The following is a 16,025-nucleotide window of genomic DNA, read 5'->3' as shown; positions in this document are numbered from 1 at the left end:
AGATCACGACAACCTGCATTTAGGCCGACTACCCCTTGATGGTGGCGTTCAGCCACGATACCTTGCCGATTTTTTTGCGTACTTCGCATACCGAGAGGACAGTCCCAGACCGCCCTGACTCGACCCCACTCTTTTGTAATGGCGAATCAGCATGCCTTCTGCGCGCAACCTCTCGGACATCTTCATCCAAACCTTAGAACAGGCGGCCGACAGCGTGGTGGTCATCGACAGCAGCAATAATGTGCTGCTGTTCAACCGCGCCGCTGAGCAACTCTGGGGGCTGGATCGCCGCGACGTGATCGGCCAGAACGTCAAGCTGCTGGTGCCGCAGGATATGCGTGCGCACCATGATGGTTATGTCGAGGCTAACCGCCGCACCGGCATCAATAAGATTGTCGGCAGCTCACGCACCTTGCATATAGAACGCGCCGATGGCACGCAGCGCTGGGCGTCGATGTCCATCTCCAAGATCGAGACCAATGACGAGGTGCTCTATACCGCCTTCGTCAAGGATATAACCGCACAACACCAGCAAAATGAGCAGCTAAAGCTGCTGTCATTGGTGGTCGATCGCACCGACAACGCCATCCTGATCACCGACGCTGGCGGCGAAATCATCTACACCAACAGCGGTTTCACCTACCTGTTCGGTTACTCGGCCGAACAGGCCATCAACAAGAAGCCGGCGACCCTGCTCGCGCCCTATATGCCGCCCGATGACATCACGAGCATCCGTGCCCAGCTCGCGAGCGGGCAGCCGCACAATAGCGAAACCCTGTTCTACTGCGCCGATGGCCAGCGCACCTGGTGCCACGTAACGATCAACCCGATCTTTGATGCCCAGGGCACACTCAGCAACACCGTCGCCATGTTCACCGACATCACGCACACCAAAATGCATGAGGTGCTGCACAACCGCATGCTTGAGGCGATCGTGCGCGAAGACCCGCTGGAAAGCCTGATGGAAAAGGCCTGCCGCGAAGTCGAGCGGATTGCCCCGGAAATCACCACCTCGATTCTCGCCGTCAGCCCCAATGGTCTGCTTCACCCGCTGGCGGCCCCAAGCCTGCCCAAGGCCTTTAGCAAAGCGCTGGAAGGCGTGGCCATCGGCCCTGGCGTCGGTTCCTGTGGCACCGCCGCGTACCTGGGCGAGAGTGTGCTGGTCACCGACATTGCCAACGACCCGCTGTGGGCCGACTTCAAAGGCTTAGCACTGCCCATCGGCCTGCGCAGTTGCTGGTCGACACCGATCAAGGACAACGCCGGCCGAGTGCTCGGCACCTTCGCCTTTTATTACCGCGAGCCACGCGGCCCGAGCGCCTTCCACCGGCGCCTGATCGACGTCATCGTGCACCTGTGCTCGCTGGCCTTGCAGCGCGAGGAAAGCCGCAGCAAGATCCGTCAGCTGGCGTTTTACGACAGCCTGACCAACCTGCCCAACCGCAGCCTGCTGCACGCCAGGGCCGACCAGGCACTGGCCGAGGCCGAGCGTAGCCAAGCGCAGCTGAGCGTGTTGTTTATCGACCTCGACCGCTTCAAGCAGGTCAACGATTCCCTCGGCCACCCCGCCGGTGACGAACTGCTGCGCGTGGTGGCGCAACGACTCAGCGCCAACCGTCGTAGCTCGGATATTGTCGGACGCCTGTCCGGCGATGAGTTCGTCCTGGTGCTGCCGAACTGCGACAGCGCGCATGTCGCCGACGTGGTCGAACAATTACGCCAGACCCTCAGCGAGCCTTGCCAACTGGCTGGCAGCACCATCTGCCCATCCGCCAGTATCGGCATCAGCCTGTTCCCCAGCGACGGCCACGACATGGGCACCCTGATTCACCGCGCCGACATGGCCATGTATCAGGCCAAGAGTCAGGGGCGCGGGCGCTTCAACTTCTTCAGCCATGAGCTCAACCAGCTCGCTCAGGAGCGCCTGACCCTCGAAACGGCCCTGCGCGAAGCGCTGGAAACACAACAACTGCACCTGCACTACCAACCGCAAGTGCGCATGAAAGATGGCCTGCTCTACGGCGTCGAAGCCCTGGCGCGCTGGCACCATCCGCAATTCGGCGATATCTCTCCAGCGCGCTTTATTCCGCTGGCCGAAGAGTGCGGGCTGATCAACCAACTTGGGCTCTGGGCCGTGCGCGAGGCCTGTCGGCAGCTCGCGGCCTGGCGGCGTCAGGGCCTGAAAATTCCGGCTATTTCGGTGAATCTTTCGCCGACCAACTTTCACAACCTCGACTTGCCCGGGATGATTGCCAACACCCTGCAGCAGCACAACCTGCAGCCCACCGATCTGACCCTGGAAATCACCGAAGGCGTGATGATGGACACCAACCCCCTCACCATGAAGACCCTCGACGACGTGCATGCTCAGGGGGTTCGGCTGTCCATGGACGACTTCGGCACCGGTTACTCCAGCCTCAGCTACCTGCGCCGCCTGCCCATCCAGGAGCTCAAGCTGGATCGCAGCTTCGTCCATGACCTGGAAAACGACGCCACCAACCGCGCCCTCAGTGAGGCGGTGATCCGTCTGGGCGAAAGCCTGCAGCTGACCGTTGTCGCCGAGGGTATCGAATCCACCGGCCAACAACGTATTCTCTCGGACCAGGGTTACCACGTGGCTCAGGGTTACCTGTTCTCGCGCCCCCTGTCCGCCGCCGACCTGGAAGCCTGGTTAAGCGTTGCCGTAAAGAACTAGTCCCACGCCACAACCGCCGGCACCCAGGCGGTGCCTGCGCGAGTTGTTGCATGCCACTGCCATTGATCTACCACGATGACTACAGCCCGCCCTTCCCGGCCGGGCACCGTTTCCCCATGGAAAAATTTCGCCTGCTGCGCGACCACTTGATAGACAGCGGCCTGCGCACAGATGCCGAACTGCTGCGCCCGGAACTCTGCGCTCCCGAGGTTCTGGCCCTGGCCCACTGCCCGGCTTATATCCAGCGTTTTGCCGGCGGCGATCTGGCGTATGAAGAACAGCGCCGCCTCGGCTTGCCCTGGAGCGCCGCCCTGGCGCAGCGCACCATTCGCGCCGTAGGCGGCTCGCTGCTGGCCGCCGAGCAGGCCCTGCAGAACGGCCTGGCCTGCCACCTGGCCGGCGGCACTCACCACGCGCACTACGATCACCCGGCCGGCTTCTGCATCTTCAATGACCTGGCGGTAATCAGTCAGTACCTGCTGCAAAGCGGTAAAGCCCAACGCGTGCTGATATTCGACTGCGACGTGCACCAGGGCGACGGCACCGCGCGCCTGCTGGAGAACACCCCGGAGGCGATCACCGTGTCGCTGCACTGCGAGAAGAACTACCCCGCACGCAAGGCTGCCAGCGACTGGGACATTCCCCTGCCCAACGGCATGGGCGATGACGACTACCTCAAGGTGGTCAACGACACCCTCAACTACCTGCTGCCGCTGTACCAGCCGGACATCGTGCTCTACGACGCCGGCGTCGATGTGCACCAGCACGACGCCCTCGGCTACCTCAACCTCACCGATGCTGGCATCGCCGCTCGCGACGACGCCGTGCTCAATCACTGCCTGGGCCGTGACATCCCGGTGGTCGGGGTAATCGGTGGCGGCTACGACAAAGATCGTATGGCCCTGGCCAAACGCCACGGCATTCTGCATCACAGCGCCAGCAAGGTCTGGCAGGCACGCGGGCTGGGTTAGCCACACCCACCCACGTCAGAAACGACACACAGCATACCGAGCGACCATATCCGCGATCAGCAGCAGTGACGCGGCTGTGCTTAGATAATCAGCCCCGAGCCCGTGTACACACCATGAGCATGCGAACCTTACTGCTGACCGCCCTGGCCATGCTGGCTTTTGCCGGTAACTCGTTGCTGTGCCGGCTGGCGCTGCGCGAGACTGAAATCGACGCCGCCAGCTTCACCAGCCTGCGCCTGCTCGCGGGCGCGCTGACATTGTGGCTACTGCTGCGCCTGCGTAGCGCCAACACGCCGAGCGTCGGCAGCTGGCCTGCGGCGGCGGCATTGTTTGTTTACGCCGCGGCGTTCTCCTTTGCCTATATCAACCTGGATGCCGGTGCGGGCGCCCTGATTCTGTTCGGCGCCGTACAACTGAGCATGCTCGCCTGGGGCCTGTATCGCGGCGAACGGTTGAATTTAAAGGGCACCATTGGCCTGCTTGTGGCGTTCGCCGGGTTGCTCATTCTGCTGTTGCCGGGTGCCAGCAAACCGCCAACGGCCGCCGCGCTGCTGATGCTCGTAGCGGGCATAGCCTGGGGGATTTACTCACTATTAGGGCGCGGCGTGAATGATCCGCTGGCGGCGACCGCCGGCAACTTTATGCGAACGGTGCCCCTGACGCTGCTGCTCAGCGCCCTGCTGATTGGCCAGGTCCGCTGGGATAGCGCTGGGGTGTTTTATGCACTGCTGTCTGGCGCGTTGACCTCCGGCGTCGGCTACGCCATCTGGTACAGCGCCCTGCGTGGCCTGCAAGCCTTTCAGGCCGCCTGTGTGCAACTCAGCGTACCGATCATCGCCGCGCTGGCCGGTAGCCTACTGCTGGATGAAGCACTGAGCCTGCGCCTGCTGCTCAGTGCCACGGCGGTGCTCGGCGGCATTGCCTTGGTGCTTAGCGCCAAGCACCGGCGCGTTTAAACACGCAGCGGCGCTAGCCGGCCAGCACCTTATCCAGCGCCTGCTCCAGGGTCGCCACACTGCGTTCGATATTGCCCAGTTTGTCCAGCCCGAACAGGCCAAGACGGAAGGTCTGAAAATCCGCTGGCTCATCGCACTGCAGCGGCACGCCGGCAGCAATCTGTAGGCCCTGAGCCGCGAATTTGCTGCCGTTCTTGATCTGCCCATCGTCGGTGTAGCACACCACCACCCCTGGGGCTTCGAAGCCAGGCGCGGCAACGCTCTTAAAGCCCTTGCGGGTCAGCAGGGCGCGCACCCGATCGCCCAGTTCCTGCTGCTGGTTGTGCACGGTGCTAAAGCCAATGGCCTCGGCCTCGCGCATGGCATCACGAAAGCGCGCCAGGGCATCGCTGGGCATGGTCGCGTGGTAGGCGTGACCGCCCTGCTCATAGGCCTGCATGATCTGCAGCCATTTCTTCAGGTCGCAGGCAAAGCTGGTGCTTTGCGTCGCTTCAACTCGGGCTTGAGCCGCCTCGCTGAGCATCACCAGGGCGCAGCACGGCGAAGCGCTCCAGCCTTTTTGCGGGGCGCTGATCAGCACATCGATGCCGCAGGCCTGCATGTCCACCCAGAGAGTGCCGGAGGCGATGCAGTCGAGTACAAACAGGCCGCCCACGGCATGCACGGCATCCGCCACGGCGCGCAAGTAGCCGTCTGGCAGAATCATTCCGGAAGAGGTTTCCACGTGCGGGGCAAACACCACCTGCGGCTTTTCTGCCGCGATGGTCGCCAGCACATCGGTCAGCGGCGGCGGGCTGAATGCCGCCTGGTGGCCCTCAGTAACCGGACGGGCCTTAAGCACAATCGACTCAGACGGTATCTGGCCCATCTCGAAAATCTGCGTCCAGCGGTAGCTGAACCAGCCATTGCGGATCACCAAGCACTTCTGCCCAGTGGCCAACTGGCGCGCCACTGCTTCCATGCCGTAAGTACCGCTACCCGGCACGATGGCCATGGCGTGGGCGTTATAAACCTGTTTCAGGGTGCTGGAGATGTCCTTCATCACGCCTTGGAACGACTGCGACATATGGTTGAGGGAGCGATCGGTGTAGACCACCGAATACTCGATCAGGCCGTCGGGGTCGATGCTGGGATAAAGGTCAGACATAAGGCGCTCCAGTCAGAAAAGGCGTACCCACGACCGTGCCCGAAGCGCGGCAAAATGACAAGGTCACAGCCGCCTCGGTTAGAATGCCGACCACCCTCGCCAGACCGCACCGCCATGACCCAGACGCCCCTCAACAACGCCTGCACTGTCACCATTATTGGCGGCGGCCCTGCCGGGCTGATGGCCGCCGAAGTGCTGGCGCAAGGCGGTGTGCAGGTGACGCTGTATGACGCCATGCCCTCGGTGGGGCGCAAGTTTTTGCTGGCCGGGGTCGGCGGCATGAACATCACCCACGCCGAAGCCAAGCCGGCGTTTATCAGCCGCTACGGCCAACGTCAGGCTGAAGTGGCTGACCTGCTGCAGGACTTCGACGCCGACACCCTGCGCACCTGGATTAACGGCCTGGGCATCGACACCTTTGTCGGCACCTCAGGCCGGGTCTTCCCCACCGATATGAAGGCCGCGCCGCTGCTGCGCGCCTGGCTCAAGCGCCTGCGTGAGTTGGGCGTGCAGATCCACACTCGCCATCGCTGGTTGGGCTGGGATGCACAGGGCGCACTGCGTATCAGCTCGCCGGCGGGTGAGCAGGCGGTGAGCGCTGACGCCACCCTGCTGGCCTTGGGTGGCGGCAGCTGGGCGCGTTTGGGCTCGGACGGTGCCTGGGTGCCACTGCTGCAGGCGCGCGGCGTGCAGATCGCGCCCTTGCAAGCGAGTAACTGCGGCTTCGATGTCAGCGCCTGGAGCCCGTTTCTGCGCGACAAGTTTGCCGGCGCGCCGCTGAAGAATGTCAGCCTGTGCTTAGCCGGCGCAGCACCGCGCCTGGGCGAGTTCGTGCTCACCGCCGGCGGCATCGAAGGCAGCCTGGTGTATGCCCTGTCGGCTGATATTCGCGAAACCATCAACCAACATGGCAGCGCCATCGTTCACCTCGACTTGCTGCCACAGACGCCCCTCAACAAGCTGCAGATTGCATTGAGCAAACCGCGCGGCGCACATTCGATGGCCAAACACCTGCATCGCCAGGCCGGCATCGACGGCGTTAAGGCGGCCCTGCTGCGCGAACTGGCGAGCGCCGAATGCTTCAATGATCCACTGCAACTGGCCCAGGCGATCAAAGCCCTGCCCATCACCCTGATCCACCCACGCCCGCTGGATGAGGCGATCAGCAGCGCCGGCGGTGTGCCCTTCGAACAGCTCGACCCAAACCTGATGCTCAAGCAACTACCAGGGACCTTCTGCGCCGGCGAAATGCTCGATTGGGAAGCGCCAACCGGCGGTTATCTACTCACCGCCTGCTTTGCCAGCGGTCGCCGCGCCGCCCTGGGCATGCTCAACTGGCTGCAACCCGCTGTCGAATAACAACGCCGCAGGCAATCGCCAGCGGCTATGCTTGCACACAGCCGCCCATGAGCGGTGTTCTTCCACGCGCACAGGGACTCTCCAGACGTGATTCCACTAGTGGTCTGCGACGACTCGAACATGGCGCGCAAGCAATTGATCCGCGCCCTACCGCCCGAATGGCCGGTGACCATCAGCCAAGCAACTAACGGCCAGGAAGCCCTTGCCGCAGTGCGCCAGGGCTTGGCTCAGGTCATACTGCTGGACCTGACCATGCCGGTTATGGACGGCTACGAAACCCTCGCCGCCATTCGCGCCGAGGGCCTGGCTTGCAAGGTGCTGGTGGTTTCCGGCGACGTGCAGGAAGAAGCGCTGCGCCGCGTTAAAGCGCTCGGCGCCCTGGCTTTTATCAAGAAACCTGCAGAACCCGAAATACTGCGTGCCACCTTGCTCGAACTCGGCCTGTTCGACCCCAAGGCGACGCCTAGCGCCATCGCCCAGGCGGCAGTGCTTGATGAGCTGAAGGTCAATTTCCGCGACGCCTTGCGCGAGGTCACCAACGTCGCCATGGGCCGCGCCGCGGCGTTACTGGCCAAGGCACTCGGGGTATTCGTACGGCTGCCCGTACCGCAAGTGAATATTTTCGAAGTCAGCGAACTTCACATGACCCTCACCGACGCCATGCACGGTGAGCGCATGAGCGCGGTGTGCCAGGGCTTTATCGGTGACGGCATTGCCGGTGAAGCACTGCTGCTGTTCCATGATTCGGAAGTCGCCGATATGGCGCGCCTACTCAACTGGCAGCCAAAAGACGATTTGGAAACCTCGGAGATGCTGCTGGACCTGTCCAGCATCATCATCGGCGCCTGCCTTTCAGGCATCGCCGAGCAGATCGATGTACGGTTTTCCCAGGGCCACCCGCAGCTGCTTGGCCAGCACGCCTCCATCGAGCAACTGATTCAGCTCAATCAGCGCCGCTGGAAGAAAACCCTGGCAGTGGAAGTCAGCTACAGCCTGGAGGCGCATAACATCCACTTCGACCTCCTGCTGCTGTTTACCGAAGACTCGATCAAGCGCCTGACCAACAAAATCAACTACCTGATGAACTAGGCGGTACGCCAATGCCCGCACAAATAGATATTAAAGAGGTGCACTGGCTGCTCGACATCGTGCAGTGCATTGATGTTGGCGTCATCGTCCTCGACCGCCAGTATCAGGTCGAGGTGTGGAACAGCTTTATGGAAAACCACTCGGGCCTGGGCCCAGATGAAGTTCACGGCAAAACGCTGTTTAGCCTGTTTCAGGAGATCGACGAGGCCTGGCTAAAACGTAAGGTCGACACCGTGGTGCAGCTGGGCACTCGTGCCTTCAGTTTGTGGGAGCAACACCCCTACCTGATGCACTTCAAGAACTACCAGCCGATCACCGGCCAGGAAGACTTTATGTACCAGAATGTCACCCTGCTGCCGCTGGCAGGCGCCACAGGTGAGGTCGAACACATCTGCGTGGTGATCTACGACATGACCGCCGCCGCCACCCACAAGAAGCAGCTAGCAGCAGCCCAAGCCGCCAGCCGCGCCTGAGATTACTTAACGAATTTACCGGGCTTGGCCGGTTTGCCTGCTTTACCGCCAAAGCTCGGCACTTTGCGCACCGCCTTAACGTCCGGCGCGACCGGTTCGTCAGCTTCCATCCAGCGGCCCAGGCTACCGCCCTTGCCGCCGCCGACTACTTTCGGCTTCTTGGCTTTCTTCGGCTTTTTCACCACCTGGCCACCGGGCAGCGTCTGCGGCACGCGGTGATCGGGGATAAAGTCGGGCTCGTCGATGCGCTGCAACACCTGCTGGGTCAGGGTTTCGATGGCTGACAGCAATTGCACCTCATCGGCGCAGACCAGCGACACCGCCTGCCCAGTGGAGCCCGCACGTCCGGTACGACCGATGCGGTGCACATAATCCTCGGCCACAATCGGCAGGTCGAAATTCACCACCAGCGGCATGGTGTCGATATCCAGCCCACGGGCCGCCACATCGGTGGCCACCAGCACCTTGACCTCGCCATCCTTGAAGCGCTGTAGGGCGCGCTGGCGCGTGGCCTGCGGCTTATCGCCATGGATCGAGTCGGCGCTGATGCCGTGGCGCTGCAGCTCGCCCTCCAGCTCATCGACGCCCTTGCGGGTTTTCACAAAGACCAGCGCCTGGCTCCAGCGCTTAGTCTGGTAGAGGTGCAAAAACAGCTCGCTCTTGCGCTTCTTGTCCACAGGAATCAGCCACTGTTTAACCGACTTGGCGGCGGCGTTGCGCGGGCTGACCTCGATGCTCAGCGGGTCATTGAGCATCTCGCCGGCCATGCTGCGGATGGCTTCGGAGAAGGTCGCGGAAAACAGCAGGGTCTGGCGCTTTTTCGGCAATGCGCGGAACACACTCTCCAGCTCGTTGGCAAAACCCAGGTCGAGCATACGGTCGGCTTCGTCCAGCACCAGGGTCTGCACCTGGTTGAACTTCACCGCATTCTGCCGATAGAGGTCGAGCAAGCGGCCTGGAGTGGCCACCAGCACGTCGAGGCCTTTACGCAGCTTCATCATCTGCGGGTTGATACTGACCCCGCCATACACCGCATAACTGCGCAACGGCAGGTGCTGCCCGTAGGTGATAAAGCTCTGCAGCACCTGCTCGGCCAGCTCACGCGTTGGCACCAGCACCAGCGCGCGCACCGAGTTGCTCGCCACCTGCGGCCCTTCCATCATCAGCCGCTGCAGCACCGGCAAGGCAAAGCCGGCGGTCTTGCCGGTGCCGGTCTGCGCAGCGGCCATCAGATCGCGGCCCTGCAGGACAGGCACAATGGCCTGCGCCTGGACGGCAGTGGGCGTTTTGTAATCAAGGCTGTCGAGGGTGCGCAGCAAAGGCTCGATCAGGCCGAGGGAGGCAAAGGTCATAGGGTTACCACAAAGAGCTAAAAGGCGATGGTGCAGAGTTTATCCTGCCTGGGCACTGGCGACCCGTTTGTCTTCAGCGGGCCAGCAAGTACAAAGCCCGGATTAATCCGGGCTTTGTAGGCAAACGTAAGAGCGCTGGATCAGGGCTTGTGCGGGCGCGCGAGAAACTCATGCGACTGCATTTCCAGCAGACGGCTGAGGGTGCGCTGGAATTCGAAGGTCAGCCGACCGCCGGTGTAGAGGTCTTTCAGTTCTACCTCGGCGGAGATAATCAGCTTGACGTTGCGGTCGTAAAACTCGTCCACCAAGTTGATAAAACGCCGCGCCATGTCTTCCTTGGCCACGCTCATCTGCTCGACATTGGCCAGGATCACCGCATGGAAGATCTTGCCTAACTCGATGTAGTCATTCTGGCTACGCGGGCCGTCGCACAGTTCGCGGAACTCAAACCAGGCCACGTCGTCACCGACCTTGCGCGCGGTAATGGCCCGGCTCTCGATCATCAACGGCTCGTTTTCCTGCACCACGCAATGCTCGGGCAACAGGCTGGTAAAGCTCTTCTGCAGGCTTTCTTCAGCGGCCGTACCCAGCGGCCAGTGGAACAGCTCAGCTTGCTCCAACGCGCGCAGGCGGTAATCAATACCGCTGTCGACGTTGACGATATCGGTGTGCTGCTTCAACAGGGCAATTGCGGGTAGGAAGCGCGCGCGCTGCAGGCCATCTCTGTACAGACCGTCAGGCACGATGTTGGAGGTCGCCACCAGGCTTACGCCGTTCTTGAACAACTCTTCCATCAGGGTCGCCAGAATCATCGCATCGGTAATGTCGGAGACGAAGAACTCGTCGAAGCAAATCACCCGCGCCTCATCAGCGAAACGCTTGCCAATGATGGTCAGCGGGTTCTTCTCGCCCTTAAGGGTGCGCATTTCTTCGTGCACGCGCTTCATAAAGCGGTGGAAGTGGGTGCGCACCTTGCGCTCGAACGGCAGCGCGTCGAAGAAGGTATCCACCAGGTAGGTCTTGCCGCGCCCTACGCCACCCCAGAAATACAGCCCCTTAACAGGCACCGGAGGCTTTTTGCCAAACAGCTTGCCAAACAAACCTGTCGATACGCTTTCGCTGGCGACCAGGTCGTCATACAGGCGCTGCAGATGACGCACCGCTGTTTCCTGGGCGGCATCATGGAAAAAATCGGGGCGTTTGAGGTCAGCCTGGTAGCGTTCTAAGGGCGTCATAAATTCGTTAGCCGGGCAAGTAAAACGGGGGCGTCACTTTAGCGACGCCCCCGTTACTTGGCAACCAGCTTATAGGCGGCGTAGCGACCAGTAGAAAGGGCTGGGCCGCACTCCGCTTTAGCCGCGGCACAGCAATACCGAAAAGCTGTCGCGGCTAAAGCCCCTCCCACAAAGCCATCTCTGCGTTAATCCTGAGGCGCCAACGCCTCACGCAGACGCTGGATAGCCGCCTGACTGGCGCTGCTATCGGCAAACGCCGGGCTCTGCGCCACGCACTCGTCGTCCAACCAGACACCGAAACCACCGTCCTGCTCGCGCACATCCAATGCCTCGCCTGACTGGAGGCGCTTATTAGCCATGCCGGCAGCCTTGCCGTCGGCAAAGGACTTGGACAGCAGCAACTGCTCGCCGGCGGCATCCAGCAGGCGGAAGCGGAAGCTGCCGTCGTCGTCACGGAAGCTGACAAAGCGCGCAGTTTTACCGGCCTTTTTCTTCTCGCTGGCGCCGCTGGTCGCCTGGCTGCGGAAAGAACGTAGGCCCACGGCCTCACGCAGCTCGCCGAGGAACGGCGTAGCGGTCTTACGCGCCTTGGCGGCACCAGCTAGGAGGATGTCTTCCAGATCGGCAGGCTTGCTGATCAGCGCGTGATAACGCTCGCGGGCTTCGCCCAACTCGGTTTCCAGCAGGTTACACAGCGCCTGCTTGGCTTCACCCCAGGCCATACCGCCTTCCAGCGCAGCACGGAAGTCCGCCTGCTGAGTCGGGGCGGCAAAGGCTTGGTAGAGGGTGAACAGGTGCGAGTTGTCGGGGTCTTTGGCCTCGCCCGGCAGTTTGGAGTCGGTGACGATACGCGCCACGGCATCCTTGAGCTGCTTGGCGCTGCCGAACAACGGGATGGTGTTGTCGTAGCTTTTGCTCATTTTGCGCCCGTCAAGGCCGGGCAAGGTGGCCACGTCTTCTTCGATCACCGCTTCAGGCAGGGTGAACAGCTCTTTGCCTTGACCGAACAGGTGATTGAAGCGCTGAGCGATATCACGGGCCATTTCCACGTGCTGAATCTGGTCGCGGCCGACCGGTACTTTGTGCGCGTTGAACATCAGAATGTCCGCCGCCATCAGCACCGGGTAGCTGAACAGGCCCATGGTGATGCCCGCATCCGGGTCTTCGCCCTGCTCGACGTTCTTGTCCACCGAGGCTTTGTAGGCGTGGGCGCGATTCAGCAGCCCTTTGCCGGCCACGCAGGTGAGCAGCCAGCACAGCTCAGGAATCTCGGGAATATCTGACTGGCGGTAGAAGGTCGCCTTGTCGACATCCAGCCCCAGCGCCAGCCAGGTGGCGGCGATTTCCAGGCGTGAACGCTGAATACGCGCGGGGTCGTCGCACTTGATCAGCGCATGGTAGTCGGCCAGAAAATAGAACGAATCGGCATCGGCGGCGCGGCTAGCGACGATCGCAGGACGAATCGCCCCCGCATAGTTACCCAAATGCGGGGTGCCGGTGGTGGTGATGCCGGTAAGGATACGAGTGGTCATAACGTTCGCTTATCAACTCAGGCGCAGACGGCCTGTAGGGTCAGAGACGCGGCAGTAAGAGATCCTTCAGATCCGTCAGCTTGCCGTGAAAAAAGTGCCCGCATTCTGCCACTTTCAGCAGCTCATGGGCACGCCCGAGTGCCGCCGACCAGGCGTAAACCACCTGCGGGTCGATCACTTCATCGTCTTCTGGCTGGATCAGGATCAGTGGACAGTTGCTCGCCGGAGGATGCTCCGCGGTCAGCCGGTGCACCGCTGGGGCGACCATAAAGAGCTTATTAACCGTCAGGCCTTGAGCTTCCAAACGCGCGCCCAAGGCGGCGGCGACAAAGCCGCCAAAGGAGAAACCGAGCAAGGTCAGCGGCAAGTCAGGATATTGCTGGCGCAGCCACAGGGCCACAGCCTCGGCATCATCCACCTCGCCGCTGGCCATATCGTGGCTGCCAGCGCTGGCACCGACGCCGCGGTAATTAAAACGTAAGGTGGCTAGGCCACTGTCACGGGCGGTGCGCTGCAAGGTGGAAACCACCTTATTGAGCATGGTGCCGCCTTGCACTGGATTAGGGTGACAGATCAACGCCACACCACGGGCATCAGGGGTGTCCAGCCACAGGGCTTCGAGTTGGCCGCAGGGGCCGGCAATCATCATGGGGGTTTCGCGGGTGAGCAACAGGGAACTCCGTGACCTCGCAGTGGGTCGACTCGTCTAGCTACAGCCTGCGCCGCACATCATTCGGCTATACAGCGCAGGTTCGAGCCGTTAACGTAAAGCAAAGCCGTTTAGAGAGGAAGGACTCGTGGAACAGACGCTTACCGCCTGGTTGCTACCCGCCATTACCCTGGTAGCTGGCATTGCCATTGGCTTCCTGATTGCGCGCCTGGCACCCAATGCGGCCCCCAGCCGCACCCAACGCCAACTTGACGAAATTCAAGAACGCTTCGACACCTATCAGAGCGAGGTGGTTACCCACTTCAACACCACCGCCAATTTGGTGAAGAAGCTCAGCCAAACCCAGCTCGATGTGCAGCAACATCTGTCCGAAGGGGCTAACCGCCTGGCCCTGGACGAGCTGACTCGCCAACGCTTGCTGGCCACCCTGCATGCTGAAGACAGCGGTGAAAAACGTGAGCGCCTGAAAGCTCCAGCCCACCACGAAATGCCCAAGGACTACGCACCGAAAAGCGCCGACGTGCCAGGCATGCTGGATGAGAGCTACGGCTTAAAGAAAAAGTAAGCGCTGCTCTTGCCGCCGCCTCTGGTTCTTTAGCCGACAATAAAAAGCCCCGCACTTGGCGGGGCTTTTTATTGCGCAGCGGATTTAAATCGCGCCACGCTCGCGCAGCAGTGCCAATACCTGTTTGACACTCTCCTCCACCGACAGCGCCTGCGTGTCGATCACCAGATCGGCATTCAGTGGCACGTCGTAAGGGAAGGACTCGCCCGGGATATTGTCGCCGCCGGCCGCATACAGGCCCTGCGGGTCACGTTCGGCGCAGACTTGCGGTGAGGCCTGCACGTAGACGGTGATCAAGCGTTCAGCGCCAATCAGCGCCTTGGCCTGCTCACGACCTTCGGCATCCGGCGCGACGAAGGCCGCCAGTGTCAGCAGGCCAGCCTCGTTGAACTGCCGCGCTACGTGGGCGGCACGCCGCCAGTTCTCGGTACGCCCAGCACGGTCCTGCGGCAGGCCCTTGTTTAGGTCGTGACGCAGGTTCTGCCCATCCAGCACATACACCGCACGACCAGAGTCGAACAGCTTGCGCTCTACGGCATAGGCCAGAGTGCTTTTGCCGGCGCCGGACAGGCCGCTGAACAGCACGGTCGCGGGCTGCTGACCGAAACGCGTGGCACGCTCCTCGGTAGATACATGAGCCAGCTGGCCGTGATGGCCACCGTTACCGCCCACAGGTTCGGCGATGATCATGCCGGCACCGACAGTGCCGTTAGTCAGGCGATCAATAACGATAAACGCGCCAGTGGTGCGGTTGTGCGCGTAGCCGTCCAGCGCAATCGGTGCGTCCAGAGCGATACGCACCTGGCCGATTTCGTTGAGTTGCAGGCTGCTCGCTGCGCCCTCTTCCAGGGTATTTACATCCACCCGATGAGCGATGCTGGCAATCGAGCCTGGCACATAACTGGTCGCGCGCTTGATGTCGTACTTCTTGCCCGGCAGCATCGGCTCTTCGGCCATCCACACCAGCATGGCGTCGAAGCTGTCGACCACCTGTGGACGGTTGTCGCTGTGCACCAGCATGTCGCCGCGCGAGACGTCGATTTCGTCTTCTAGGGTGATGGTGATGGCCTGGCCAGGGCCGGCCTGCTCCAGCTCACCGTCGAAGGTGACGATGGATTTGACCTTACTGCCCTTGCCCGATGGCAACGCCACAACCTCGTCGCCCTTGCGCACGATGCCGCTGGCCAGGGTGCCGGCGAAACCACGGAAGTTCAGGTTGGGGCGGTTAACGTACTGCACCGGGAAGCGCAGGTCGTCGAAATTACGGTCGCCCGCCACTTCTACCGTTTCAAGAATTTCCATCAACGACTGGCCGGTGTACCAAGGCGATTGCTCGCTCTTGTTCACCACGTTGTCGCCCTTCAGCGCCGACATCGGCACGAAGTGCATCGAGCTTGGCTTGAAGGCAATGCCTTCGACGAACGCCAGGTAATCGGCCTTGATCTGCTCAAACACGCCCTGATCGAAGCCTTTGAGGTCCATTTTGTTGACCGCAATGACGATGTGCTTGATGCCCAGCAAGGAGGCAATAAAGCTGTGACGCTTGGTCTGCGTCTGCACGCCATAACGCGCGTCGATCAGAATAATCGCCAGGTCGCAGTTGGATGCACCGGTGGCCATGTTACGGGTGTACTGCTCATGGCCGGGGGTGTCGGCGATGATGAACTTGCGTTTGGTGGTGCTGAAATAGCGGTAGGCCACATCGATGGTGATGCCTTGCTCGCGCTCGGCCTGCAGGCCGTCGACCAGCAGCGCCAAGTCGACCTCTTCACCCGTGGTGCCGGATTTCTTCGAGTCTTTGGTGATGGCATCCAGATGGTCTTCGTAGATCATCTTGGAGTCATGCAACAAACGGCCGATCAGCGTGCTTTTGCCGTCATCGACGTTGCCGCAGGTAAGAAAACGCAGCAGCTCTTTACGCTCGTGCTGGCCCAGATAGGCGAGGATGTCCTCGCTGATCAAATCGGATTGATGCGACATA

Annotated in this window: 13 protein-coding genes; 7 read left to right on the top strand and 6 right to left on the bottom strand. The window is 61.5% G+C overall.

Going from position 1 to position 16,025, the window contains the following annotated elements; genetic code table 11:
• The first annotated feature begins 151 nt into the window (after positions 1-151).
• The 3 genes from SOP97_RS18870 to SOP97_RS18860 all read left to right on the top strand — a co-directional run bounded on the left by SOP97_RS18870 (position 152) and on the right by SOP97_RS18860 (position 4,622).
• Positions 152-2,695, top strand: coding sequence for an EAL domain-containing protein (locus tag SOP97_RS18870; protein WP_322950461.1), 2,544 nt, complete (start codon positions 152-154; stop codon positions 2,693-2,695).
• A 50-nt stretch (positions 2,696-2,745) separates the two neighbouring features.
• Positions 2,746-3,666: a histone deacetylase family protein gene (locus tag SOP97_RS18865; protein ID WP_322950460.1), complete on the top strand. Its 921-nt coding sequence runs from the start codon at positions 2,746-2,748 to the stop codon at positions 3,664-3,666.
• A 113-nt stretch (positions 3,667-3,779) separates the two neighbouring features.
• A complete protein-coding gene (locus SOP97_RS18860) occupies positions 3,780-4,622 on the top strand; it encodes a DMT family transporter (protein ID WP_322950459.1) in 843 nt (280 codons plus the stop codon).
• A gap of 13 nt (positions 4,623-4,635) precedes the next feature.
• Here SOP97_RS18860 and SOP97_RS18855 read toward each other — a convergent pair whose 3' ends face one another.
• Entirely contained in the window at positions 4,636-5,769 is a 1,134-nt protein-coding gene (locus SOP97_RS18855; protein ID WP_322950458.1) for an aminotransferase class V-fold PLP-dependent enzyme, read from the bottom strand.
• Between the two features lie 114 nt (positions 5,770-5,883).
• Here SOP97_RS18855 and SOP97_RS18850 point away from each other — a divergent pair, with 114 nt between their 5' ends.
• The 3 genes from SOP97_RS18850 (at position 5,884) to SOP97_RS18840 (ending at position 8,690) form a co-directional block, all read left to right on the top strand.
• A complete protein-coding gene (locus SOP97_RS18850; protein ID WP_322950457.1) occupies positions 5,884-7,128 on the top strand; it encodes a TIGR03862 family flavoprotein in 1,245 nt (414 codons plus the stop codon).
• 87 nt (positions 7,129-7,215) lie between these two features.
• The gene (locus SOP97_RS18845; RefSeq protein ID WP_322950456.1) at positions 7,216-8,217 is read left to right on the top strand and encodes a response regulator; all 1,002 of its coding nucleotides are present in this window, start codon (positions 7,216-7,218) and stop codon (positions 8,215-8,217) included.
• Positions 8,218-8,228: 11 nt separating this feature from the next.
• Complete coding sequence (locus SOP97_RS18840) at positions 8,229-8,690, top strand: PAS domain-containing protein (protein ID WP_274086358.1); 462 nt, start codon at positions 8,229-8,231, stop codon at positions 8,688-8,690.
• Positions 8,691-8,692: 2 nt separating this feature from the next.
• Here the strand turns inward: SOP97_RS18840 and SOP97_RS18835 are convergent, their stop codons facing one another.
• The 4 genes from SOP97_RS18835 to SOP97_RS18820 form a co-directional block, all read right to left on the bottom strand.
• Complete coding sequence (locus SOP97_RS18835) at positions 8,693-10,042, bottom strand: DEAD/DEAH box helicase (RefSeq protein ID WP_322950455.1); 1,350 nt, start codon at positions 10,040-10,042, stop codon at positions 8,693-8,695.
• Between the two features lie 140 nt (positions 10,043-10,182).
• On the bottom strand, positions 10,183-11,277 hold the full coding sequence (gene zapE / locus SOP97_RS18830; protein ID WP_274086360.1) for a cell division protein ZapE: 1,095 nt from the start codon (positions 11,275-11,277) through the stop codon (positions 10,183-10,185).
• Positions 11,278-11,462: 185 nt separating this feature from the next.
• Positions 11,463-12,809: a tryptophan--tRNA ligase gene (locus SOP97_RS18825; RefSeq protein ID WP_322950454.1), complete on the bottom strand. Its 1,347-nt coding sequence runs from the start codon at positions 12,807-12,809 to the stop codon at positions 11,463-11,465.
• A gap of 40 nt (positions 12,810-12,849) precedes the next feature.
• A complete protein-coding gene (locus tag SOP97_RS18820) occupies positions 12,850-13,479 on the bottom strand; it encodes an alpha/beta hydrolase (protein WP_322950453.1) in 630 nt (209 codons plus the stop codon).
• Between the two features lie 127 nt (positions 13,480-13,606).
• Here SOP97_RS18820 and SOP97_RS18815 point away from each other — a divergent pair, with 127 nt between their 5' ends.
• Positions 13,607-14,044: a Z-ring associated ZapG family protein gene (locus SOP97_RS18815; RefSeq protein WP_274086363.1), complete on the top strand. Its 438-nt coding sequence runs from the start codon at positions 13,607-13,609 to the stop codon at positions 14,042-14,044.
• Positions 14,045-14,128: 84 nt separating this feature from the next.
• Here the strand turns inward: SOP97_RS18815 and cysN are convergent, their stop codons facing one another.
• Positions 14,129-16,024, bottom strand: coding sequence for a sulfate adenylyltransferase subunit CysN (cysN, locus tag SOP97_RS18810; protein ID WP_322950452.1), 1,896 nt, complete (start codon positions 16,022-16,024; stop codon positions 14,129-14,131).
• Between the last annotated feature and the right edge of the window lies 1 nt (position 16,025).

Origin of the sequence: Pseudomonas spirodelae (genome assembly GCF_034653255.1) — a bacterium.
Lineage (GTDB): Bacteria > Pseudomonadota > Gammaproteobacteria > Pseudomonadales > Pseudomonadaceae > Aquipseudomonas > Aquipseudomonas spirodelae.
The sequence above is the reverse complement of the archived record's forward strand: the minus strand, read 5'-3'. Positions and strand labels throughout refer to the sequence as shown.